The organism is Streptomyces sp. NPDC004721 (assembly GCF_053601495.1).
Genome location: NZ_JBSGBZ010000023.1, coordinates 45,992 through 65,944 on the forward strand (window position 1 = coordinate 45,992; position 19,953 = coordinate 65,944).

20 protein-coding genes are annotated in these 19,953 nt (G+C 71.8%); 7 read left to right on the forward strand and 13 right to left on the reverse strand.

Translation table 11 applies throughout. The features are described from left to right. From chvE to ACWEK3_RS21920, 4 genes are all read right to left on the reverse strand, one after another. Nucleotides 1-1,110: a multiple monosaccharide ABC transporter substrate-binding protein gene (gene chvE / locus ACWEK3_RS21905; protein WP_390873774.1), complete on the reverse strand. Its 1,110-nt coding sequence runs from the start codon at nt 1,108-1,110 to the stop codon at nt 1-3. 60 nt (nt 1,111-1,170) lie between these two features. Then, on the reverse strand, nt 1,171-2,139 hold the full coding sequence (locus tag ACWEK3_RS21910) for a hypothetical protein (RefSeq protein ID WP_453250380.1): 969 nt from the start codon (nt 2,137-2,139) through the stop codon (nt 1,171-1,173). A gap of 165 nt (nt 2,140-2,304) precedes the next feature. Continuing rightward, nucleotides 2,305-3,309 (reverse strand): zinc-dependent alcohol dehydrogenase, encoded by a 1,005-nt coding sequence (locus ACWEK3_RS21915; protein ID WP_453250381.1) that lies wholly within the window; start codon nt 3,307-3,309, stop codon nt 2,305-2,307. Next, nucleotides 3,306-4,469: a mandelate racemase/muconate lactonizing enzyme family protein gene (locus tag ACWEK3_RS21920; protein ID WP_390873884.1), complete on the reverse strand. Its 1,164-nt coding sequence runs from the start codon at nt 4,467-4,469 to the stop codon at nt 3,306-3,308. The genes ACWEK3_RS21915 and ACWEK3_RS21920 overlap by 4 nt, the downstream gene beginning before the upstream one ends. Before the next feature lie 220 nt (nt 4,470-4,689). On the opposite strand from ACWEK3_RS21920, the gene ACWEK3_RS21925 reads away from it, so the two are divergent. Then, complete coding sequence (locus tag ACWEK3_RS21925) at nt 4,690-5,634, forward strand: SCO2400 family protein (protein ID WP_453250382.1); 945 nt, start codon at nt 4,690-4,692, stop codon at nt 5,632-5,634. Nucleotides 5,635-5,704: 70 nt separating this feature from the next. On the opposite strand, the gene ACWEK3_RS21930 is transcribed toward ACWEK3_RS21925, so the two are convergent. Further along, on the reverse strand, nt 5,705-6,154 hold the full coding sequence (locus ACWEK3_RS21930) for a MarR family winged helix-turn-helix transcriptional regulator (RefSeq protein ID WP_361408819.1): 450 nt from the start codon (nt 6,152-6,154) through the stop codon (nt 5,705-5,707). Between the two features lie 86 nt (nt 6,155-6,240). On the opposite strand from ACWEK3_RS21930, the gene ACWEK3_RS21935 reads away from it, so the two are divergent. The 4 genes from ACWEK3_RS21935 to ACWEK3_RS21950 all read left to right on the forward strand — a co-directional run bounded on the left by ACWEK3_RS21935 (nt 6,241) and on the right by ACWEK3_RS21950 (nt 9,680). After that, the gene (locus ACWEK3_RS21935) at nt 6,241-7,239 is read left to right on the forward strand and encodes an NADP-dependent oxidoreductase (RefSeq protein ID WP_453250383.1); all 999 of its coding nucleotides are present in this window, start codon (nt 6,241-6,243) and stop codon (nt 7,237-7,239) included. A gap of 120 nt (nt 7,240-7,359) precedes the next feature. Beyond that, complete coding sequence (locus tag ACWEK3_RS21940) at nt 7,360-7,788, forward strand: organic hydroperoxide resistance protein (protein ID WP_361408825.1); 429 nt, start codon at nt 7,360-7,362, stop codon at nt 7,786-7,788. 39 nt (nt 7,789-7,827) lie between these two features. Next, entirely contained in the window at nt 7,828-8,109 is a 282-nt protein-coding gene (locus tag ACWEK3_RS21945) for a hypothetical protein (RefSeq protein WP_453250384.1), read from the forward strand. Between the two features lie 383 nt (nt 8,110-8,492). Then, entirely contained in the window at nt 8,493-9,680 is a 1,188-nt protein-coding gene (locus ACWEK3_RS21950; RefSeq protein WP_450538836.1) for an alkaline phosphatase family protein, read from the forward strand. 116 nt (nt 9,681-9,796) lie between these two features. Here ACWEK3_RS21950 and ACWEK3_RS21955 read toward each other — a convergent pair whose 3' ends face one another. After that, nucleotides 9,797-10,951: a serine hydrolase domain-containing protein gene (locus tag ACWEK3_RS21955; RefSeq protein WP_453250385.1), complete on the reverse strand. Its 1,155-nt coding sequence runs from the start codon at nt 10,949-10,951 to the stop codon at nt 9,797-9,799. A 161-nt stretch (nt 10,952-11,112) separates the two neighbouring features. On the opposite strand from ACWEK3_RS21955, the gene ACWEK3_RS21960 reads away from it, so the two are divergent. Beyond that, a complete protein-coding gene (locus ACWEK3_RS21960; RefSeq protein WP_453250386.1) occupies nt 11,113-11,922 on the forward strand; it encodes an EI24 domain-containing protein in 810 nt (269 codons plus the stop codon). 189 nt (nt 11,923-12,111) lie between these two features. On the opposite strand, the gene ACWEK3_RS21965 is transcribed toward ACWEK3_RS21960, so the two are convergent. Next, nucleotides 12,112-13,083 carry an aldose epimerase family protein gene (locus ACWEK3_RS21965; protein ID WP_450538830.1) on the reverse strand — a complete coding sequence of 324 codons (972 nt, stop codon included), beginning with the start codon at nt 13,081-13,083 and terminating at the stop codon, nt 12,112-12,114. A gap of 56 nt (nt 13,084-13,139) precedes the next feature. Next, nucleotides 13,140-14,021: an SGNH/GDSL hydrolase family protein gene (locus ACWEK3_RS21970; RefSeq protein ID WP_450538828.1), complete on the reverse strand. Its 882-nt coding sequence runs from the start codon at nt 14,019-14,021 to the stop codon at nt 13,140-13,142. Nucleotides 14,022-14,276: 255 nt separating this feature from the next. On the opposite strand from ACWEK3_RS21970, the gene ACWEK3_RS21975 reads away from it, so the two are divergent. Beyond that, nucleotides 14,277-14,771, forward strand: a complete 495-nt coding sequence (locus ACWEK3_RS21975) for a DUF3145 domain-containing protein (RefSeq protein ID WP_326802325.1) — start codon at nt 14,277-14,279, stop codon at nt 14,769-14,771. Nucleotides 14,772-14,885: 114 nt separating this feature from the next. On the opposite strand, the gene fabF is transcribed toward ACWEK3_RS21975, so the two are convergent. The 5 genes from fabF to fasR form a co-directional block, all read right to left on the reverse strand. Then, on the reverse strand, nt 14,886-16,157 hold the full coding sequence (gene fabF / locus ACWEK3_RS21980) for a beta-ketoacyl-ACP synthase II (protein ID WP_453250387.1): 1,272 nt from the start codon (nt 16,155-16,157) through the stop codon (nt 14,886-14,888). A gap of 86 nt (nt 16,158-16,243) precedes the next feature. Further along, the gene (locus ACWEK3_RS21985) at nt 16,244-16,492 is read right to left on the reverse strand and encodes an acyl carrier protein (protein WP_003989952.1); all 249 of its coding nucleotides are present in this window, start codon (nt 16,490-16,492) and stop codon (nt 16,244-16,246) included. Nucleotides 16,493-16,592: 100 nt separating this feature from the next. Beyond that, complete coding sequence (locus tag ACWEK3_RS21990; protein WP_376394683.1) at nt 16,593-17,624, reverse strand: ketoacyl-ACP synthase III; 1,032 nt, start codon at nt 17,622-17,624, stop codon at nt 16,593-16,595. A gap of 22 nt (nt 17,625-17,646) precedes the next feature. Then, the gene (locus tag ACWEK3_RS21995; protein ID WP_450538825.1) at nt 17,647-18,564 is read right to left on the reverse strand and encodes an ACP S-malonyltransferase; all 918 of its coding nucleotides are present in this window, start codon (nt 18,562-18,564) and stop codon (nt 17,647-17,649) included. An 89-nt stretch (nt 18,565-18,653) separates the two neighbouring features. After that, a complete protein-coding gene (fasR, locus tag ACWEK3_RS22000; protein WP_361408856.1) occupies nt 18,654-19,859 on the reverse strand; it encodes a fatty acid biosynthesis transcriptional regulator FasR in 1,206 nt (401 codons plus the stop codon). Nucleotides 19,860-19,953: the final 94 nt, after the last annotated feature.

Below are 19,953 nucleotides of genomic sequence, written 5' to 3' on the forward strand. Positions count from 1 at the left end.
CTACTTGTTCAGCTCGGCGTCCGTGTAGTAGCCGCCCTTGACCAGGACCTCCTCGTAGTTGCTCTTGTCGACGCTCACCGGCTGCAGCAGGTAGGCGGGCACCACCTTCGAGCCGTTGTCATAGGTCTTGGTGTCGTTGACCTGCGGCTTCTTGTCCTTCAGGGCGTCGTCGACCATCGCCGAGGCGACCTCGGCGAGCTTGCGGGTGTCCTTGTAGACGGTCTGCGTCTGCTCGCCCGCGATGATCGACTTCACCGAGGCCAGCTCGGCGTCCTGACCGGTGACGACGGGCAGCGGCTTGCTCCCCGACCCGTAGCCGTCCGACTTCAGCGCGGAGAGGATGCCGATCGAGATGCCGTCGTAGGGCGAGAGCACCGCGTCGACCCGGCCGCTCTTGTAGGAGGAGGTGAGGATGTCGTCCATGCGCCGCTGCGCGGTGGCGCCGTCCCAGCGCAGGGTGGTGACCTTGGTGAGCTGCGTCTGGCCGGACCTCACCTTCAGCTTGCCGCTGTCCAGGTACGGCTTCAGGACGCTCATCGCGCCGTTGAAGAAGTACTTGGTGTTGTTGTCGTCGTTGGAGCCGGCGAACAGCTCGATGTTGAACGGGCCCTTGCCGTCCTTCAGGCCGAGCTTGTCGACGATGTAGCCGGCCTGGAGCCGGCCCACCTTCTCGTTGTCGAAGGAGGCGTAGTAGTCGACGTGCTCCGTGCCGAGGATCAGCCGGTCGTAGGCGATGACCGGAATGCCGGCGTCGGCCGCCTCCTGGAGCACGTTGTTCAGCGACTTGTTGTCGATGGCGGCGACGATCAGGCCCTTGACGCCCTGAGTGATCAGGTTCTCGATCTGCGAGACCTGGGTGTCGGGGTTGTCCTCGCCGAAGACCAGCTTGGTCCGGTAGCCCTTGGCCTGGAGGTCCTTGACGACGTTGTCGCCGTCGGAGATCCACCGCTCGGAGGACTTCGTCGGCATCGCGATGCCGATGGTGGCGCCTTTGGTGCTGCCCGCCTTCTCCTTGCTGCCGCCCTCGCTGTTCTGCCCGCAGGCGGACAGGGTCAGGGCGAGGGACGCGGCTGCGGCCGTGGCGGCGAGGGCGGCTCTGCGGTTGCGCATGGGGATCAGTCCTTGTCCGTCTGGTCGGGGTGGGGCGTGGGGAGGTGCTCTCGGCGCCTGTCAGGCGCCGGTGGGGAAGCGGTGGAGCGGGCCCGGCAGCCGGGAGCCGAGCGGCGCCATGTCACCGGCGGCGCCGTGGCGGGCGAGCAGGTCCAGGGCGAGCCGGCCGCGCCGCACCCGTTCCCGGGCGGTGGCCAGGGTGAGCTCGCGCAGGTGGTGTCCGTACGGGTAGATGCCGGGCGCCTTGGACAGGCCGAACTTCAGATAGAGCGGTGCGCCGCGCCGGATCAGCTCGGCGACCTCGTACATGCGCACATAGCCGCCGAGGTCGTCGGGCGCCTCGATGTACATGTCCATGGGGGCGCCCGACACCCGCCGGATCTCGGTGAGGTGATCGAGCGTCAGATCGCTGGGCACGTTCACGGAGTCGGCGCCCAGCCGCTCGAAGACGGCGTACGACGCCGGGTTCACCGGGCCGATCAGCGCGGACACCTTCAGGGTGGTGTCGGCCGGGATCAGTCCCGTCGTACGCGCCCGGTGCAGCGTCCACAGCACCCCCTCGTCGGCGACCAGCAGGCAGCGCACGCCCAACTCCGTGGCCCGTACGGCGTCTTCCACGCATCCGGCGACCGCGTCGTGGCCGCGGGCGCGCAGCCCCGCCCCACGCGAGTCGGAGCGCACCGAGCCGCCGGTGTCCCAGGTGCCGCGCGGGCCGGTGAACAGGCACAGCTCGATGCCGCGTGCGGCACTCGCCCCGGCCATCTCGGTGATCTCGGCGTCGGTCAGCATCCACACGCCGCTGCCCTGGCTGATCCGGTGGATCGGCACATCGAGCCGGGCGGCCTCGTCGAGGACCATCGCCAGCGCCTCCGGGCCCTCGCACGAGGGGATCTCGGTGCGCCAGCGGCCGCCGCCCGGGAAGGCGTGGGGCGAGGCGTCGGCGGGGTCGAGGGCGGGGGCGCCCAGGCCGAGTGCGGTGAGCGTCTGCTCACCGGGCCTGCGGGCGGCCGTGGCGGAAGCGTCGGTCACGGGCAGTCCTTCGTGTTCGGTATCTCGGACAAGGTTCGCGACTCCGGGTGTGGCGGGTCGTGCACGGGGACCGGCGGTGATCCGGGCCCGGCGTACCGCTGCCGGTGATCCGGGCCCCGTGCGCCGCTCACGGCGTCATCGGGTCACGCCGTGAGCGGCGCACGGTCACGGGCGGAGCAGCACCTTGCCCACCTTCGGGTCGCCCGCCCCCACCAGATCGATGGCGTGCGAGAACTCGGCGAGCGGGAGTTCGTGGGTGACGAGTGGGAGCGGATCGAGCAGCCCGGCCGCGAACACCCGCACCGTCTGCGCCCAGGCGTGCGGCGGTGCTCCGAAGACGGTGTGCACCTCCAGTTGCCGTACGACGAGGTCGGTCGGGTCCAGTCCCTCGGCGCCCGGTGCCGGGATGCCCGTCAGGACCAGCCGCCCACCACGTCTGAGCAGCGCGGCGGCGGTCCGCGCCGCGTCCGCGGATCCGGCGGTCTCGATCACCACGTCGAAGCCGCCGGGCAGTTGCCGGTCCTTGGTGGAGAAGCCGGTGGCGCCGAACCGCCGGGCCAGGCCCTCGCGGTCCTCGCGTGTGCCGACGACCAGCAGCTCGGCCGGGGAGAGGGCCTTGAGGAACTGCACGGCGAACATCCCGAGCGTGCCGGTGCCGACCACGGCGACCCGCTCGCCCGGCCGGGCGTCCGTCTTCAGCGCGGCGGCCGCTACACAGGCGGCCGGCTCCAGCAGGGCGGCGGCGGTGAGGTCGGCGCCCTCGGGCAGCACGTGCAGCAGCCTGGCCGGCAGCGTCAGCGTGGTGGCCATCGCGCCGGGCCGGGTGAAGCCGGTCTCCTCGTACCCCGCCGTGCACAGGGTCGTCTCGCCCGCGTGGCAGCGGTCGCACACCTGGCAGTTGCGGAAACCCTCGCCGACCACCTTGCGGCCCACGAGACCGCCGGGCACCCCGGCGCCCACCCGCCGGACCGTCCCGGACCACTCGTGGCCCGGCGTCAGCGGGTAACGGACGTACCCCTCGGGCCGGTTGCCCTGGTACACCTCGCGGTCGCTGCCGCAGATCCCCACGGCGTGCACGGCGACCAGCGCCTCGCCCGGACCCGGGTCGCGCGGCGTGTGCACGGCGATCCGGTGCGCGCCCGGGGCCTCGACGACGATCTCGGTGCTCACTTCGCCCCCTTCGGCCTGCGCTGCTCCCAGCCCTCGGCCCACAGGTCGAAGCGGGCCTGCTGCTGGGGGAATTCGGCCGCCGCGTCGACGTCCAGCTCGACGCCGAGACCGGGCGCGTCGGAGAGGTGGAAGCAGCCGTCCTCCGGATCCACCCGGGGCGCTCCCCTGACCACCTTCTTGATCTCCGCGTCCGCGAAGTCGTTGAAGTGCTCCAGAATCTTGAAGTTCGGTGTGGTGAAGCCCACGTGGAGCGAGGCGGCGGTGAGCACGGACCCGCCCACGTTGTGCGGGGCGACGAGCATGTAGTGCGTCTCGGCGGTCGCGGCCAGCTTCCGGGTCTCCCAGATGCCGCCGATGTGGCCGACGTCCGGCTGGATGATGTCGGCGGACTGGTCGTCGAAGAGCTCGCGGAACTCGATCCGGTCGTGGATGCGCTCCCCCGTGGCGACCGGTACGTCCACCTTGGCGGCGACCTTCCGCAGCGCCTTCAGGTTCTCCGGCGGCACCGGCTCCTCCAGCCAGGCCGGGGCGAAGGGCGCCATCTCCCTGGCCAGCCGGACGGCGGTGGCGGGGGAGAAGCGGCCGTGCATCTCCAGCATCAGCTCGGCGTCCGGGCCGATGGCGTCCCGTACGGCCTCGATGAGCGAGACGGCGTACAGGGTTCCCTCGTGGTCGAGTTCGAAGTGCCCGGTGCCGAAGGGGTCGATCTTGAGCGCCCGGTAACCGCGCTCCATGACCCCCCGCGCGGCCTTGTGGTACGCCTCCGGGGTGCGCTCGGTGGTGTACCAGCCGTTGGCGTATGCCTTGACCCGGTCGGTGACCTTGCCGCCGAGCAGCTGCCACACCGGAACACCCAGCGCCTTGCCCTTGATGTCCCAGCAGGCCATCTCCACCACCGCGATGCCGGACATCACGATCTCACCCGCGCGGCCGAAGTCGCCGTACTTCATCCGGCGGACGAGGTCCTCCGCGGCGAACGGGTCTGAGCCGAGGATGTGGTTGGCCTCGGCCTCCCTCAAGTAGCCGATGAGCGCGTCGGTGTGGCCCAGCATCCGGGTCTCGCCGACCCCCGTGATGCCCTCGTCGGTGTGGACCTGGACGTAGGTCAGGTTGCGCCACGGCGTCCCGACCACATGGGTGCTGATTCCGGTGATGCGCACGGCGCCCGCCCCTCGGCTGCTCGACATCGATGTCGTTGTTCGAGATTTCGTCAGACGTTCGAAATGCTGGCGAGACACTAAGGAGGGGGTAGTGAGGGTGTCAATGGGTCCGACAGATAACGGTTTCGGCGAGACTTTCGACCACTCTTTCGATCCCGCACAGAACCTTCACAGGGGTGCCTAGGAACCGTGCCCATCCGGAACTTACTCTTCCCGCGTCATGAACTACTGCCACCCGTGCCGACGGCACCTCAACGGCGCCCTCGCCTGCCCGGGGTGCGGCACCCCAGTGGAGATCCTTCCCGTGTACGCGGAGGATCCGGGGGTGGGCGCGGAGCCGGCGGCCGCCCAAGTCCCGCAGGAGAGCGGGGAGTTCCACCTCGACGGCGGGCGGGGCGGCCATGACGGGCATGACGGGCATGACGGCCGCGACGGGTACGACGGCCACGACGGGTACGACGAGGATGGCCCTGACGGCGGCCTTGCCGAGCCGGAGGGGCGGGCCGGGCGGCGCCGCCCGCGTGGCCGGGGCGGAGCCGCCGACGCCGCCCGGACGGACACCGAAGGCACTGAGGGCACCGAGAACAGCGAGGCCGCCGAGGACGCGGAGACCGCGGGGCGCCGGAGTGCGAGCCGGCGGGACCGCAAGGCCGCGGCCCATCGCAGGCGCCGCCGCCGGGTCCTGCTGATAGCCGCCGGCTTCGTACTGGCGGGCGGCGGTCTGAGCCTGGCCGAACTCGGCGTCGACGCACCGGGCCTGCCGGGCTTCTCCCACCCCGAACCGGCGGCGGTCGGCGACGACTTGGGGGAGGGCGAGGCGTCCTCCACCGGTACCGGCGGGACGACCGCGCCGGCTGACGGCGCTCCGGGGGCCGGTACGGGCACGGCGTCACCGGACGCCTCCAAGTCGGCCTCGCCCTCCGCCTCCGCGAAGGGCGGAAAACCGAAGCCGGACGCGAGCGGTGGGAGCAGTCCCCGGGAGTCGGCCGAGGCGACGGCGCAGGACGGCACGGGCGGGGGCTCGGACGGGCCGGACCCGGCGACCTCGGAGGCGCCCCGGCCCGCGGACCCGCCGATGACGGACCCCGCTCCACCGCCCCCTCAGCCGGACCCGACCCCCACGCCGACGCGCACGTGCGACCGCTTCCTGTGGTGGTGCACGTAGGGCGCGATCCACGTGCCTGCGGGCCGCCCCGTCGGCGCCGGGCTCCACGCCCCCGTGACGGCGGCCGCGGTCAGCCGAGTTCCCCCTGGTCCACCATCCGCCGCAGCAGGTCCCGCAGTGCCAGCCGCTCCCCCTCGGAGAGGCCCGCCAGCGGCTCCCGCGCGAAGCGCAGCCCTTCCCGCAGTTCCCGGGCCACCCGCCGCCCCTCCTCGGTCGCCGCCGCCAGCTTCACCCGCCGGTCGCCCGGATCCGGCCGCCGCTCCACCAGTCCCCGCGTCTCCAGCCGGTCCACGATCCCGGTGACGTTCGACGGCTCGCACTTCAGCTTCTGCGCCAGCTTCCGCATCGGCAGCGGCTCCAGCGACAGCAGGCTCAGCAGCCGCGCCTGCGCCCCGGTCAGCGCGTGCTCCCCGGCGGCTTCCTCGTAGTCCTCGTAGAACCGGGCCACGACGTCGCCGATCAGTTCGACGACCTCCAGGGTCAGCGCGTCGGGTCGGCGGGTGTTCGGTGCAGCGGCCATGCGTTCAGCGTACCGGCTTACTTGACTTCATGAAATATTCAGGCGCATGGTTGTTTCAGTAACTGAAGTAACTGAAAGGCGCTGTCGTGATCAACCGAGAATGGCACCTGCTCAGCCGTCCGGTCGGCTGGCCGAAGCCCGAGGACTTCGCCCTGGTCGAGACCGAGGTCCCGCGGCCTGGTGAGGGCCAGGTCCTCGTACGCAACGAGTACCTCTCCGTCGACCCTTATATGCGGGGCCGGATGAGTGCGGCCAAGTCGTACGCCGCGCCGTACGAACTGGGCAGGCCCATGCAGGGCGGCGCCGTCGGCGAGGTCGTCGCCTCCGAGGCCGAGGGGATCGCCGTCGGCGACCACGTCCTGCACTTCGGCGGCTGGCGCGAGTACGCCGCCGTGAACGGCCGCAGCGCGGTCAAGGTCGACCCCGCGGCCGCGCCCCTGCCGGCGTACCTCGGCGTGCTGGGCATGACCGGGCTGACCGCCTACGCGGGTCTGCTGCGCACCGCCTCCTTCAAGGAGGGCGACGCCGTCTTCGTCTCCGGCGCGGCCGGCGCGGTCGGCGGGCAGGTCGGGCAGATCGCCAGGCTCAAGGGCGCCTCGCGGGTGATCGGCTCCGCCGGCTCCGACGAGAAGGTCCGGCTGCTGACCGAGGAGTACGGCTTCGACGCCGCCTTCAACTACAAGAGCGGCCCGGTGGCAGAGCAGTTGCGTGCCGCCGCCCCGGACGGCATCGACGTCTACTTCGACAACGTCGGCGGCGAGCACCTGGAAGCCGCCATCGGCTCCCTCAACCTGGGCGGCCGCATCGCGATCTGCGGAATGATCTCGGTCTACAACAACACCGAGCCCGCCCCGGGCCCGAAGAACCTCGCCCGTCTGATCCAGACCCGTGGCCGCATCGAGGGCTTCCTCGTCGGCGACCACTACGACCTCCAGCCCGAGTTCGTGCGGGAGGTCGGCGCCTGGGTGCGCTCGGGCGAGCTGAAGTACCGCCAGACCCTCGTCGAAGGCATCGAGAACACGCTGGAGGCGTTCCTCGGCGTGCTGCGCGGCGACAACACCGGAAAGATGATCGTCAAGCTGTGAACCCCTCCCGGCGGCCGTTCCCTGGGGTTTCGGTATGCGGTAACTTCTTTCCGGAACCCGAAACCGCCAGGTGCGATCGTGGGCGCGAGTCGCGGCGGACGAAGGAAGGAACGCAACCCCATGCCCAGCCCTGCAATCCGACGTTCTGACGTCCTGTACACCGCCGTCGCCACCGCCGAGAACGGCCGTGACGGCCGGGTCGCCACCGACGACGGCAAGCTCGACGTCGTCGTCAACCCGCCCAAGGAGATGGGCGGCAGCGGTGCCGGCACCAACCCGGAGCAGCTGTTCGCCGCCGGCTACAGCGCCTGCTTCCAGGGCGCCCTCGGCGTCGTCGCCCGCCAGGAGGGCGCCGACATCTCCGGCTCCACCGTCACCGCGAAGGTCGGCATCGGCAAGAACGAGGACGGATTCGGGATCATCGTGGAGATCTCGGCCGACATCCCGAACGTCGACGCCGCGACGGCGAAGAGCCTGGTGGAGAAGGCCCACCAGGTCTGCCCGTACTCGAAGGCGACCCGGGGGAACATCACGGTGACGCTGGCCTGACCCCGACGGCCCGTTCGCCCGGCCCGGCCCCCACCGCAGGTGGGGGCCTTTCCCTTCTGGGTCGAACTCGTGTACCTCCTTCCGGCGGTCGCGGCGGTCGCGGCGGCAGGCGGCGCCCCGGAGGGGATCGCCGCGGGCCACCCGCTGACACGCCGGGCCGATCCCACGGCGATCGACGCGTTCGAATGCGCCCTGGCCGGGTTCTACACCCGCAGCGCACCCCTGCCGGCGCCATGCTGGTCACCGCACATCCGGACCCACGAGGCGTGGTACGGCAGACTGTGCCGCACCTGGCCGGCCCGGCGCACGGGCTGGTCGTGACCACGGATCCGCCACGACCCGATCATGACGCAGTCCCCGCAAGAGCCCTTGTCCGAGAACGGTGCCAGGAGCGGAAGCCGGCCATGAGACGCACCCACGTGATCGCCTTCGACGTCGACGGGACGCCCTCGCGGATCCGCGGTCACCTGCGGGACGCACCGGACGGCAAACCCGCCTTCGTCGAGGAGTGGTGCCGCTCGCACGGTGCGGCACTCCACGAGGTCGCCGTCGTGGGCGACTCACGCTCCGACGCCCCCTGTTCCGCGCGGCGCGAAAGTCCATCGCCCTCAACGCCACCGCCGACGCCCGTGCCGCCGCCGACCGCGTCATCGACACCGAGGACCTGCGCGACATCCTCCCCCCTCCTCCGCTAGGCCGCACTCATGCCTCTCTCCCCCGCCCTGGATCCCCTCGACGCCCCGGTTCCCGCCTACGGCACCGGCTCCCTGTGCGACCTGCTGCCGGCAGTCGCCGCGGGCTTCGGCCTGAAGCACAGCGCACCCCCGCCCATTCCGGCGACCGGGCTGCGGCTGCCTCCCGCCGACCGGGTGTGCGTGTTCCTCATCGACGGCCTGGGCCATCACCAACTGCGTGAGCACGCCCCCTACGCGCCGTTCCTCGCCTCACTAACGGACTCCGCGCCGGCCGACGGCAACCCCGCCCCCACGCTGACCGCCGGATTCCCCTCCACCACGGCCACCTCGCTGGCCTCCTTCGGAACCGGCCTGCCCACGGGCCGCCACGGCCTGGCCGGCTACACCGTCGCCGTTCCCGGCCACGGCGTCCTCATGAACCAGTTGCGCTGGGAGCCGTGGACCGAGCCCACCGACTGGCAACCGCACCCGCCCCTCTTCCGCACCCTGCACGCCCAGGGCATCCATACCGCCCAGGTCCTGCCCACCCGTTTCGCCACCACGGCGCTCACCCGCATCGCCGTCTCCGGTGGCCGCTTCATCCCGGAGGACGACGCCGACCGCCGGATGGACCGGGCCGCCGCCGAACTCGCCCTGGCCGGCCGCGCCCTCGTCTACACCTACCTCGGCGAGCTCGACGCCGCCGGCCACACCTTCGGCGTCGACTCCGACGAGTGGCGCGAACAGCTCATGCGCGCCGACCGGCTCGCACAACGCCTGGCCAACCGCCTGCCGCCCCGCTCCGCCCTGTACGTCACCTCCGACCACGGCATGGTCGATGTCGCACCCCAGGACCGCGTCGACTACGACGACGAATGGGATTTGCGTGCAGGCGTCGCCCTGCTCGGTGGCGAGGCCCGTGCCCGCCACGTCTACACCGCGCCCGATGCCGCCGCCGACGTCCACGCCGCCTGGTGCGAAAGACTGGGCGAGCGCATGTGGATCGCCACACGGGACGAGGCGATCGAGGCGGGCTGGTTCGGCCCGGAGGTCGAGGACCGCGTCCGCGAACGCATCGGCGACGTGATCGCCGTCGCACAGACCGACGTGGCGGTGATCGCCGGCCGCACCGAGCCCGGTGCCAGCACCATGACCGGCCTCCACGGCGCAATGACCCCCGACGAACTGGCAGTACCCCTGCTCCGGGTACAGGCCTAGTGCTGCGACCGGAAGGTTCACCGGCTCGCGCAAACCTTTCCGGTCACAGCACTTGGGCCTCTCGTTTGGATCACGCCGGGCTCGCGGGCCCTGGCACCGTGTCTCGCCCCTGGTGCTCAGCCTGCCCGTGCCACCCGGTGCACCGCCCTCGCCAGGCGGTCGTTCTCCGGGGCGGCGCCGCCCGGGAAGGCGAAGCGGCGGCGGGTGTAGCCGTAGGCCAGGCCGCTCGCCGGGTCGGCGAAGGCCTGGGAGCCGGCGGCGCCGCTGTGGCCGATCGAGCCCGCGCCCAGGAACGGGTGCCAGGTGTCGGCGGTGGCCTGGAAGCCCAGGCCGTACGACCTGTGGCTCCGGGCCACCAGGTCGTACCCGACGGAGTGGAGCTGCCCGGACTCCGCCACCGTGTCCGGCTTCAGGAGCGGGGCCTTGCCGTCGACCTCGCTGATCGCCGCCGCGTACAGGCCGGCGAGGCCGCGCGCCGAGGCGATCCCGCCGAACGAGGCGGGGCCCTGGGCGCGGATCAGCCGGTCGTTGGGGAGCGACTCGAGGTCGGTCGGGACGGCGCCCTGGCGGTTGAACGCGATCGACGCGAGCGAGTGCGGTCCGCTCGGCAGCGCGTCCAGCAGCGCCTGCTGCTCGGCGGTGGGCGCCATGGGCTGCGTGGGGCGGAAACGGGACTCCCGGGAGCCGGGCAGGCCCAGGAAGAAGTCCAGGCCGTAGGGGGCGCGGACGCGCTCCTCGTGCAGCTCCTGGAGCGTACGGCCGGTGGCGCGGCGCACGATCTCGCCGGTGAGCGCGCCGATCACCAGGGCGTGGTAGCCGAAGGCGGTGCCGGGACGCCAGAACGGCCGCTGGTCGGCGAGGCGTTCGGCGACGGCCCGGTCGTCGGCCAGCTCGGCGGGCGTGAAACCGCCGTCGGCGCCGACCAGGCCCGCCCGGTGCGCGAGCACGTCCCGCAGGGTCAGCGCGCCCTTGCCCTCGGCCGCGAACTCCGGCCAGTAGTACGTCACTTTGCGGTCCAGCTCCAGGGTGCCGTCCTGGACGAGCAGCGCGACCACGAGATGCGCGGCGCCCTTGGTCGACGAGTACACCCCGTACAGCGAGCCGCCGTCGGCGCCGTCCGGTCCGGCCCACAGGTCGACCACCCGCCGCCCGTGGACGTACGCGCACAACTGCCCCTCGAAGTCCGGCCGCTGAGCCGCCACGAACGCGGCGAACTCCTCCCGCACCGGTTCGTAGCCGTCGGTGACGGTGCCGTGGATCTCCTGGGTCATCCGCTCTCCTCAACCTGACCGGTGCTCGCTGGCGACACAGTGCGTCCCGCCGATCGGTACGGCGGCGCCCGGCCGTTCGACTCAACGGGCGGCGTACCCGGAGGACGAGCGGGCGCGCACCCGGAGGTTGGGCGGGCGCGGGCCCCGCATACAGTTTTCCCATGCGTGACCTCGGGGCCGGTTTCGCCCATCTCCTCAAAGGCCAGCGCTGGATGGCCCGGCACGGGCAGTCGTACCGCTTCGGACTGCTCCCGGGTCTGATCACGCTGGTGCTGTACGCGGCGGCGCTCACCGCGCTCGCGCTGTGGGGCGGCGACGCCGTCACCTGGGCCACCCCCTTCGCCGACGACTGGCCGGGGCCCTGGACCGGCCTCTTCCGCGGCCTGCTCACCGCCGTGCTGTTCGCCCTGGCGCTGCTGCTTGCCGTGGTCACCTTCACCGCGGTCACCCTCCTGATCGGCCAGCCCTTCTACGAGAGCCTGTCCGAACAGGTGGACCGGGACGTGTCGCCCGACGGCACGGCGCCCGAGTCCGGCCTGCCGCTCTGGCGCGACCTGTGGATCTCGGCCCGCGACAGCCTCCGCATCGTCGTGCGGGCCGCACTGTGGGGCGTACTGCTCTTCGCGCTGGGCTTCCTGCCGTTCGTCGGGCAGACGGTCGTGCCGGTGCTCGGCTTCTTCGTCACCGGCTTCTTCCTGACCGAGGAGCTCGCCGCCGTCGCCCTCCAGCGCCGGGGCGTCGGGCTCGGTGACCGTCTGGCGCTGCTGCGCTCCCGCAAGCTGCTGGTCTGGGGCTTCGGCGCCCCGCTCGCCCTGGCCTTCCTGGTGCCGTTCGTGGCGGTGTTCCTGATGCCGGGCGCGGTCGCGGGCGCCACCCTGCTCGCCCGTGAGCTGCTGGACGAGGAGACCGACGACGCGGTCACCCCGGCACCCCGGACGCCGCTGCCGTCACAGTCGCCGGCGCCCGCCTGACGCGGGGACCCCGGCACAGCCGGGCGAAGCCGCCCGCGTTTGTGAAGGGTTCGTACGAGATCGCGGCACAGTGCCCGATGACCGGCCGGCTTCTCCCCCCAGGCGGTTAACGTCGGGTCCGGGCCGAGTCTGCCCACCGGCAGCCCCGGTCCGGGACCTGACCCCTGGGCCGGGGCTGGGCCGGCGCGCTCAGCGCGCCGAGAAGCCGTACACCGTCCGCGAGCGGAAGACCTCGCCCGGCCTGAGCTCGGTGCTCGGGAAGCCGGGGCGGTTGGGGGAGTCCGGGAAGTGCTGGGTCTCCAGCGCGATCCCGTCGCCCGGGGCGAAGGGGGCGGGGAGATGGTCGCCGGTGTAGAGCTGGAGGCCCGGCTCGGTCGTCGCCACCGTCAGGACCCGGCCGCTCGCCGGATCGTGCAGCTCGGCGACCTGCACCGGCTCGTCCGTGACGCCCTTGTCGAGGACCAGGTTGTGGTCGTAGCCGGAGCCCACCTCCCGCGTCTCCCGGAAGTCGAAGCGGGTGCCCGTCACCTCGTCGAGGACACCGGTCGGGATCAGATCCGCGTCCACCGGCGTGTACCGGGAGGCGGCGAGCCGCAGTTCGTGCCTGCCCGCGCCGCCGAAGCCGCCGAGGTTCCAGTACGAGTGGCTGGTGAGGTTCACGACGGTCGGCGCGTCCGTGACCGCCGTGTAGGCGAGGTGCAGGGCGCCCGCCTCGTCCAGGGTGTACGTCACCGAGACCTCCAGGCGGCCCGGGAAGCCCTCCTCGCCGTGCGGGCTGACCCGGCTGAGCCGCACACCGTGCTCGACCGGCGCCGCCTCCCACATCCGCTTGTCGAAGCCGCCGTCACCGCCGTGCAGCGAATTGCCGCCCTCGTTCTGCTCCAGCGCGTACGTCCGCCCGTCCAGCGCGAAGCGGCCCCCGGCGATCCGGTTGGCGTACCGCCCGATCAGCGCGCCGAGGAAGGGCTCGGGGTGGGCCAGATAGCCGTCCAGGCCGGGGAAGCCCAGCACCACGTCCGCCGGGCGCCCGTCCCGGTCCGGGACCTCCACCGACTGCACGATCCCGCCGTACGACAGCACCCGTACCCGCACCCCGGCCCGCTCCAGCGTCCAGCGGTGCACCTCGGTGCCGTCTGCCGGCGTGCCGAAGAGTTCGCTCATGGGGAAAACCCTAAGTCCTGTCGTCAGGAGGCATTCAGGGGCTCTTCGGGGGCCTTTCAGGGGGTCTTCGCGGTGACGGTCCGGTAGGCGATCTCGGCGATCCGGGCCTGGCCGTTGCGGCTCGGGTGGAACCAGTCCCAGTGGCTGAGCTGGTCGGTGCCGAAGCGGTAGTCGAAGACCGCGTTGTTGTCGAAGCGACAGCGGTGGTCCTTCGCGCAGACCTCCTTCAGCACCTCGTTGTACGACCGCACCCGGGCCTGCACCGTGTCGCGCCGCTTGGTGGCCGCCGCGTCCAGCGCGTCGGCGTTACCCAGCATGGACGGGCAGAGGCCGAGCTTCCAGATCTGCTTGCCCAGCGCGTTCGTCCGGCCCTCGGACCACAGCCGCTTGAGGTCCGGCACGCTGGAGACGTACACCTGTGTCTTGGGCAGGGCCTGACGCAGTGTGTCCATCGCGGCCTCGAACTCGGCCCGGAAGACCGCCACCGGCGTCATCGCGTCCAGGGAGTCACGGCAGGCGTCGTTGGCTCCGGCCATCACCGTCACGAGCTGCGGATTCTTCCGCGCGGCCTGCGCCATCTGGCTGTTCAGATCGGCCATCCGGGACCCGGTGACCGCGAAGTTCCAGCTGCGCTGGGCCGCCCCGGTCAACCCGAGCAGCCGCACCGCCAGGCTGTTGACCGACGCGTCGCTGCCCGTCGCCCAGGACGCCTCCGGGCAGTCCGTCAGCACCATGCAGGAGTCGAAGCCGCGGGTGATGGAGTCGCCGACCGCGGCGATCGAGTCCGGGCTGGTGTTCCAGGCGGGTGGCGGTGCCGCTGACGGGCGGGAGGCTCCGGCCCCGGCCTCCAGTCCGACGGCGTTGCAGCCCGCGGTGGCCAGTACGGCCGCCGCCACGACGGCGTGAGCGGCCCGGGTACGGTGACGTCGTTTCCGCATGCCCTGGTGATCCCCTCGATCGTCGTGAAGTGCTCCCCTCCATGAGAACGCGCGAGGGTTCCCGCCCCCACTCGAGTGGGGGGCTCGCACCCGTACAAGCGTCCCCCTGGGTGAATGGAGGGCGTTTCCTGGCACTGGGACCGACGGTACGTCACACTCCTTGCCCCGTCTCACGGTAGCCTCGCCATCAACGTGGCCTCAACGCCACCGCTGTCCGCCCGCCCGCACCATGTCCCGCTCTGTCCGGAGGTCCCGGTGACGACACGTGGAGTTCTGTACGTGCACTCCGCGCCGCGCGCGCTGTGCCCGCACGTCGAGTGGGCCGTCGCCGGGGTGCTCGGTACGCGCGTCAGTCTGGACTGGATCCGGCAGCCCGCCTCGCCCGGCACCTGGCGCTCGGAGTTCTCCTGGCAGGGCCAGCCCGGCACCGCCTCCAAACTCGCCTCCGCGCTGCGCGGCTGGCAGCTGCTGCGCTTCGAGGTCACCGCCGAGCCCTGCCCCACCGCCGAGGGCGAGCGCTACAGCTGCACCCCCGACCTCGGCATCTTCCACGCCGTCACCGGCATCCACGGCGACATCCTCATCCCCGAGGACCGGCTGCGCGCAGCCCTGCTGCGCTCCCAGCGCGGCGAGACCGACCTGGAGGCCGAACTCGCCAAGCTCCTGGGCAAGCCCTGGGACGACGAGTTGGAGCCGTTCCGCTATGCGGGTGAAGGCGCCCCCGTCCGCTGGCTGCACCAGGTGGTCTGACGACTTCGGACCACTCCCGGATCCGAGGCTCCCACAACGACGACGCTCCTTGCAGAGCCGAAGGGGCCCCCACCGATCGGTGGGGGCCCTTCGGACATCCGCTGCCGGGCGTTCTCAGACCGTCCGGAACGCCAGCACCACGTTGTGCCCGCCGAAGCCGAACGAGTCGTTCAGCGCGGCGATACGGCCCTCGGCGGGCAGCTTGCGCGCCTCCCCGCGGACCACGTCCGCGTTCGCCTCGGCCTCGGGGTCGATGTTCTCGACGTTGATGGTCGGCGGAGCCACCCGGTGGTACAGCGCCAGCACCGTCGCCACCGACTCCACACCGCCCGCGCCACCGAGCAGGTGGCCGATCATCGACTTGGTCGCGGAGACGGCGATGTGGTCGGAGTGGTCGCCGAAGACTTTGCGCAGCGCCTTCAGCTCGGCGATGTCACCCGCCGGCGTCGAGGTGGCGTGCGCGTTCACGTGCACGATCTCCGCCGGGTCCAGGCCGGTGCTGTCGAGCAGGTGCTGCAGGGCGTGCGAGATGCCCCGGCCCTCCGGCTCCGGCTGGACGATGTCGTGGGAGTCGGCGGAGATGCCCTGGCCGACCGCCTCCGCGTAGACGCGGGCACCGCGCTTGGCGGCGTGCTCGGCGGACTCCAGGACGAGCACACCCGCGCCCTCTCCTAGGACGAAGCCGTCCCGGGCGACGTCGTAGGGGCGCGAGGCGCCCTCGGGGTCCTCGTTGTTCTTCGACATCGCCATCATGTTGCCGAACGCGGCGATGGGCAGCGGGTGGATCGCCGCCTCCGTACCGCCGGCGACGACGACGTCGGCACGGCCGGTGCGGATCATCTCGATGGCGTAGCCGATGGCCTCGGCACCCGAGGCACACGCGGAGACCGGCGTGTGCACGCCCGCGCGGGCGCCCACGAGCAGGCCCACGTTGGCCGAGGGGCCGTTCGGCATCAGCATGGGGACGGTGTGCGGGGAGACGCGGCGGACGCCCTTCTCCTTCAGCACGTCGTACTGGTCCAGCAGAGTGGTCACGCCGCCGATGCCGGAGGCGACGACCGTGCCGAGCCGGTCCGGGTCGACGGAGCCGTCCTCACCGGCCTTGCCGGTGAAACCGGCGTCCTTCCAGGCCTCCTGGGCCGCGATCAGCGCGAACTGCGCCGAGCGGTCCAGACGGCGGGCCTGCGGCCGCGGGATGACCTCGGTCGGCTCCACGGCCACCGGGGCGGCGATACGGACGGCCTGGTCGGCCGCCCACTCCTGGGTCAGGGGCTTCACGCCGGACTTGCCGGCGAGCAGGCCCTCCCAGGTAGAGGCTACGTCGCCACCCAGCGGTGTGGTTGCGCCGATACCGGTGACGACCACGGTGCGATTGGTCGAGCTCACGGGAATTCTTTCTCCAACGGAACGAGGATTCGTACGGCGCCACCGCCGGGTGGCGGGGCAGTCAACCCAAGGCTGTGATCGGTCGATCAGCCCTGGTGCTTGAGGATGTAGTCGGTCGCGTCGCCGACCGTCTTGAGGTTCTTGACGTCCTCGTCGGGGATCTTGACGTCGAAGCGCTCTTCGGCGGCGACGACGACCTCGACCATGGACAGCGAGTCGACGTCCAGGTCGTCGGTGAAGGACTTGTCCAGCTGGACGTCCTCGACCGGGATCCCGGCGATCTCGTTCACGATCTCCGCGAGACCGGCGACGATCTCTTCCTGAGTGGCGGCCATGTCGGCGCTCCTTCGTAGATTTCCAGAGGGTGTGGCGCCCACCGCGTCAGCGGTAGGGGTGTGCGGTCCCGCACCGGAAGCATGATCCGGCACGGAGTGCCTAGGGGAGGGTAACGACCGTCGCGGCGTACACGAGACCCGCCCCGAAGCCGATGACGAGTGCGGTGTCGCCGCTCTTCGCCTCGCCGGTCGCCAGGAGCCGCTCCATCGCGAGCGGGATCGAGGCGGCCGAGGTGTTGCCGGTGGTGCGGATGTCACGGGCGACCATGACGTGCTCCGGCAGCTTGAGCGTCTTCACCATCGAGTCGATGATCCGCACGTTGGCCTGGTGCGGGATGAAGACGTCCAGTTCGTCCGGGGTGATCCCGGCCGCGTCCAGCGCCTGCTGGGCGACCTTCGCCATCTCGAACACGGCCCAGCGGAACACCGCCTGGCCTTCCTGCGTGATCGCGGGGAACTTGACGTTGCCCTCGCTGTCGACGGGAAGCTCGGACACGTCGCCGATGTGGAAGCGGTCCCACGGCACGGTCTGCTTGATGGTCTCGGCCTTGTCGCCCTCCGAGCCCCACACGGTCGGGCCGATCGCGGGCTCCTGCGAGGGGCCGACCACGACCGCGCCCGCTCCGTCACCGAAGAGGAAGGCCGTGGCCCGGTCCTCCAGGTCGGTCAGGTCGGAGAGCCGCTCCACGCCGATGACCAGCACGTACTCCGCCGAGCCCTCGACGACCATGCCCTTGGCCAGGGTGAGGCCGTAGCCGAAGCCGGCGCAGCCCGCCGAGATGTCGAAGGCGGCCGCCTTGTCCGTACCGAGCTTGTCCGCGATCTCGGTGGCGATGGCCGGGGTCTGGCTGAAGTGCGAGACCGTCGAGACGACCACCGCGCCGATCTGCGAGGCGTCGATCCCGGCGTCCGCGATCGCCTTGCCGGAGGCCTCGATCGACATCGCCGCGACGGTCTCCTCGGGCGACGCCCAGTGCCGGGTCTCGATGCCCGAGCGCGAGCGGATCCACTCGTCGGACGAGTCGATCCTCTCGAGGATCACCTCGTTGGGCACCACGCGTGTGGGCCGGTAGCCGCCCACACCGAGGATGCGCGCGTACGGGGCACCCTTGCTGGGCTTGATCTTCGACATGCTCGTCGGCTCCTTAAAGGCGTCAGGCGCTCGCGTGCTCCGCGATGAGCTCGCGGGCCGCGTCGAGGTCGTCGGGGGTCTTCAGCGCCAGCGTCTTCACGCCGGGCAGCGCGCGCTTGGCCAGACCGGTCAGAGTGCCGCCGGGGCACACCTCGATCAGGGCGGTGGCGCCCAGCTCCTTGAAGGTCTCCATGCACAGGTCCCAGCGGACCGGGTTGGCGACCTGTCCGACCAGCCGCTCGACGACCTCGCCGCCGCTGTGCACGGCCCGGCCGTCCTTGTTGGAGACGTAGGTGACCTTCGGGTCGGCGGGCGCGAGCGACTTGGCGGCCTCCGCCAGCCTCTCGACCGCGGGAGCCATGTGGTGCGTGTGGAAGGCGCCGGCCACCTTCAGCGGGACGACCTTGCGCACGCCCTCGGGCTTGTCCTCGTTCAGCGCGGCGAGCTGCTCCATGGTGCCGGCGGCCACGATCTGGCCCGCGCCGTTGACGTTCGCCGGGGTCAGGCCCAGCTTGCCCAGGTGCGCGGTGGACACGTCCGGGTCGCCGCCCAGCAGCGCGGACATGCCCGTCTCGGTGATCGCGGCGGCCTCGGCCATGGCCTGGCCCCGGCGGCGGACCAGGGTCAGCGCGGCGGTGTCCTCCAGGACGCCCGCGAACGCGGCGGCGGTGATCTCGCCGACGCTGTGGCCCGCGACCACGTCCGCGCCGGTGTCACCCAGTGCCGCGGCGGACAGGAGCCCGGCGGCGACCAGCAGCGGCTGGGCCACCGCGGTGTCGCGGATCGCGTCCGCGTCGGCCTGCGTGCCGTAGTGGACGAGGTCCAAGCCGATGACGTCGGACCAGGCGGCCACACGGTCGGCGGCGCCGGGCAGTTCGAGCCAGGGAGTCAGGAAGCCGGGCGTCTGGGCGCCTTGGCCGGGAGCGACGAGTACGAGCACTCTCACACTCTCTCTTGGGGACGGCCGCGGCCGCCCGTGGGGACAGGGACGAAGAACGGCAAGGGGTTTTGTGGGCCCCCGACAAAAGCCTAGGCCTGGGGATCTCCGTCGGCCAGACGCCCCAGGATCAGTGCGATCCGCAGGGTGAACGCGGATCGTACATCGGAGGGTGACCAACCGGTGACGTCAGTCACACGTCGGAGCCGGTAGCGCACGGTGTTCGGGTGAACGAAGAGCATCCTGGCCGCGCCTTCCAGACTGCTCGCCTGCTCCAGATAGACGCTGAGAGTTTCCAGCAGCGCGGAGCCGGCCTCCTCCAGCGGTCTGTAGATCTCCTCTACCAACTGCTCCCGCGCGCCCGGGTCGCCGGCGATGGCCCGCTCCGGCAGCAGATCGTCCGCCAGCACCGGCCGCGGTGCGTCCTGCCAGGCGGAACACGCCTTCAGCCCGGCCGCCGCGGCCTGCGCGGACCGGGTCGCGGCCAGCAGGTCCGGCACGACCGGCCCGGCGACGACCGGCCCGGCGGCGAAGGGCCCGATCAGTGACTTGGCCACCGCCAGCGGGTTGTCGCTCCCGCCCGCGATCACCACCAGCCGGTCCCCGAGCACCCCGGTGAGCACCTGGAGCTTGGCGTGCCGGGCGGCCCGCCGGATGGCCTCCACGGTCAATTCGGAATCCCCGTCGGGCGCGGTCCCGAGCACCACGCACACGTGTTCGGGAGAGTTCCAGCCCAGGGCGGCGGCCCGCGACACGGCCCCCTCGTCGGCCTCCCCGCTGAGCACCGCGTTGACGACCAGGGACTCCAGCCGGGCGTCCCAGGCACCGCGTGCCTCGGCGGCCTGCGCGTAGACCTGGGCGGTGGCGAAGGCGATCTCGCGGGCGTAGACGAGCAGCGCCTCCCGGAGCACGGACTCGTCCCCCGGCGCCGCCACCTCGTCGATGGCCGACTCCATGACCTCGATCGTGGTGCGCACCATCTCCACGGTCTGCCGCAGCGTGATCGCCCGTGTCAGTTCGCGCGGCGCGGTCCCGAACACATCGGTGGAGATCGCCTGGGGCGCGTCCGGGTGCCGGAACCACTCGGTGAAGGCGGCGATGCCCGCCTGGGCGACCAGCCCGATCCACGAACGGTTCTCCGGGGGCATCGCCCGGTACCAAGGCAGCGTCTCGTCCATCCGCGCGATCGCCTGCGCGGCCAGCGACCCGGAGGACTTCTCCAGTCTCTTCAGGGTCGCGGAGTGCGGATGGACGGAGTGGGCCGCGGCTTCGGCCTGGCGGGATTCGGGTTCGGGCACGGGGACAAGACTGCCTCATCCGGACGTGCGTGCGTGTCGCCGGGTCGGGGCTGGGCTGCTCCGGCCCGTCACGGCCGGGGACTACGGTAGTCCG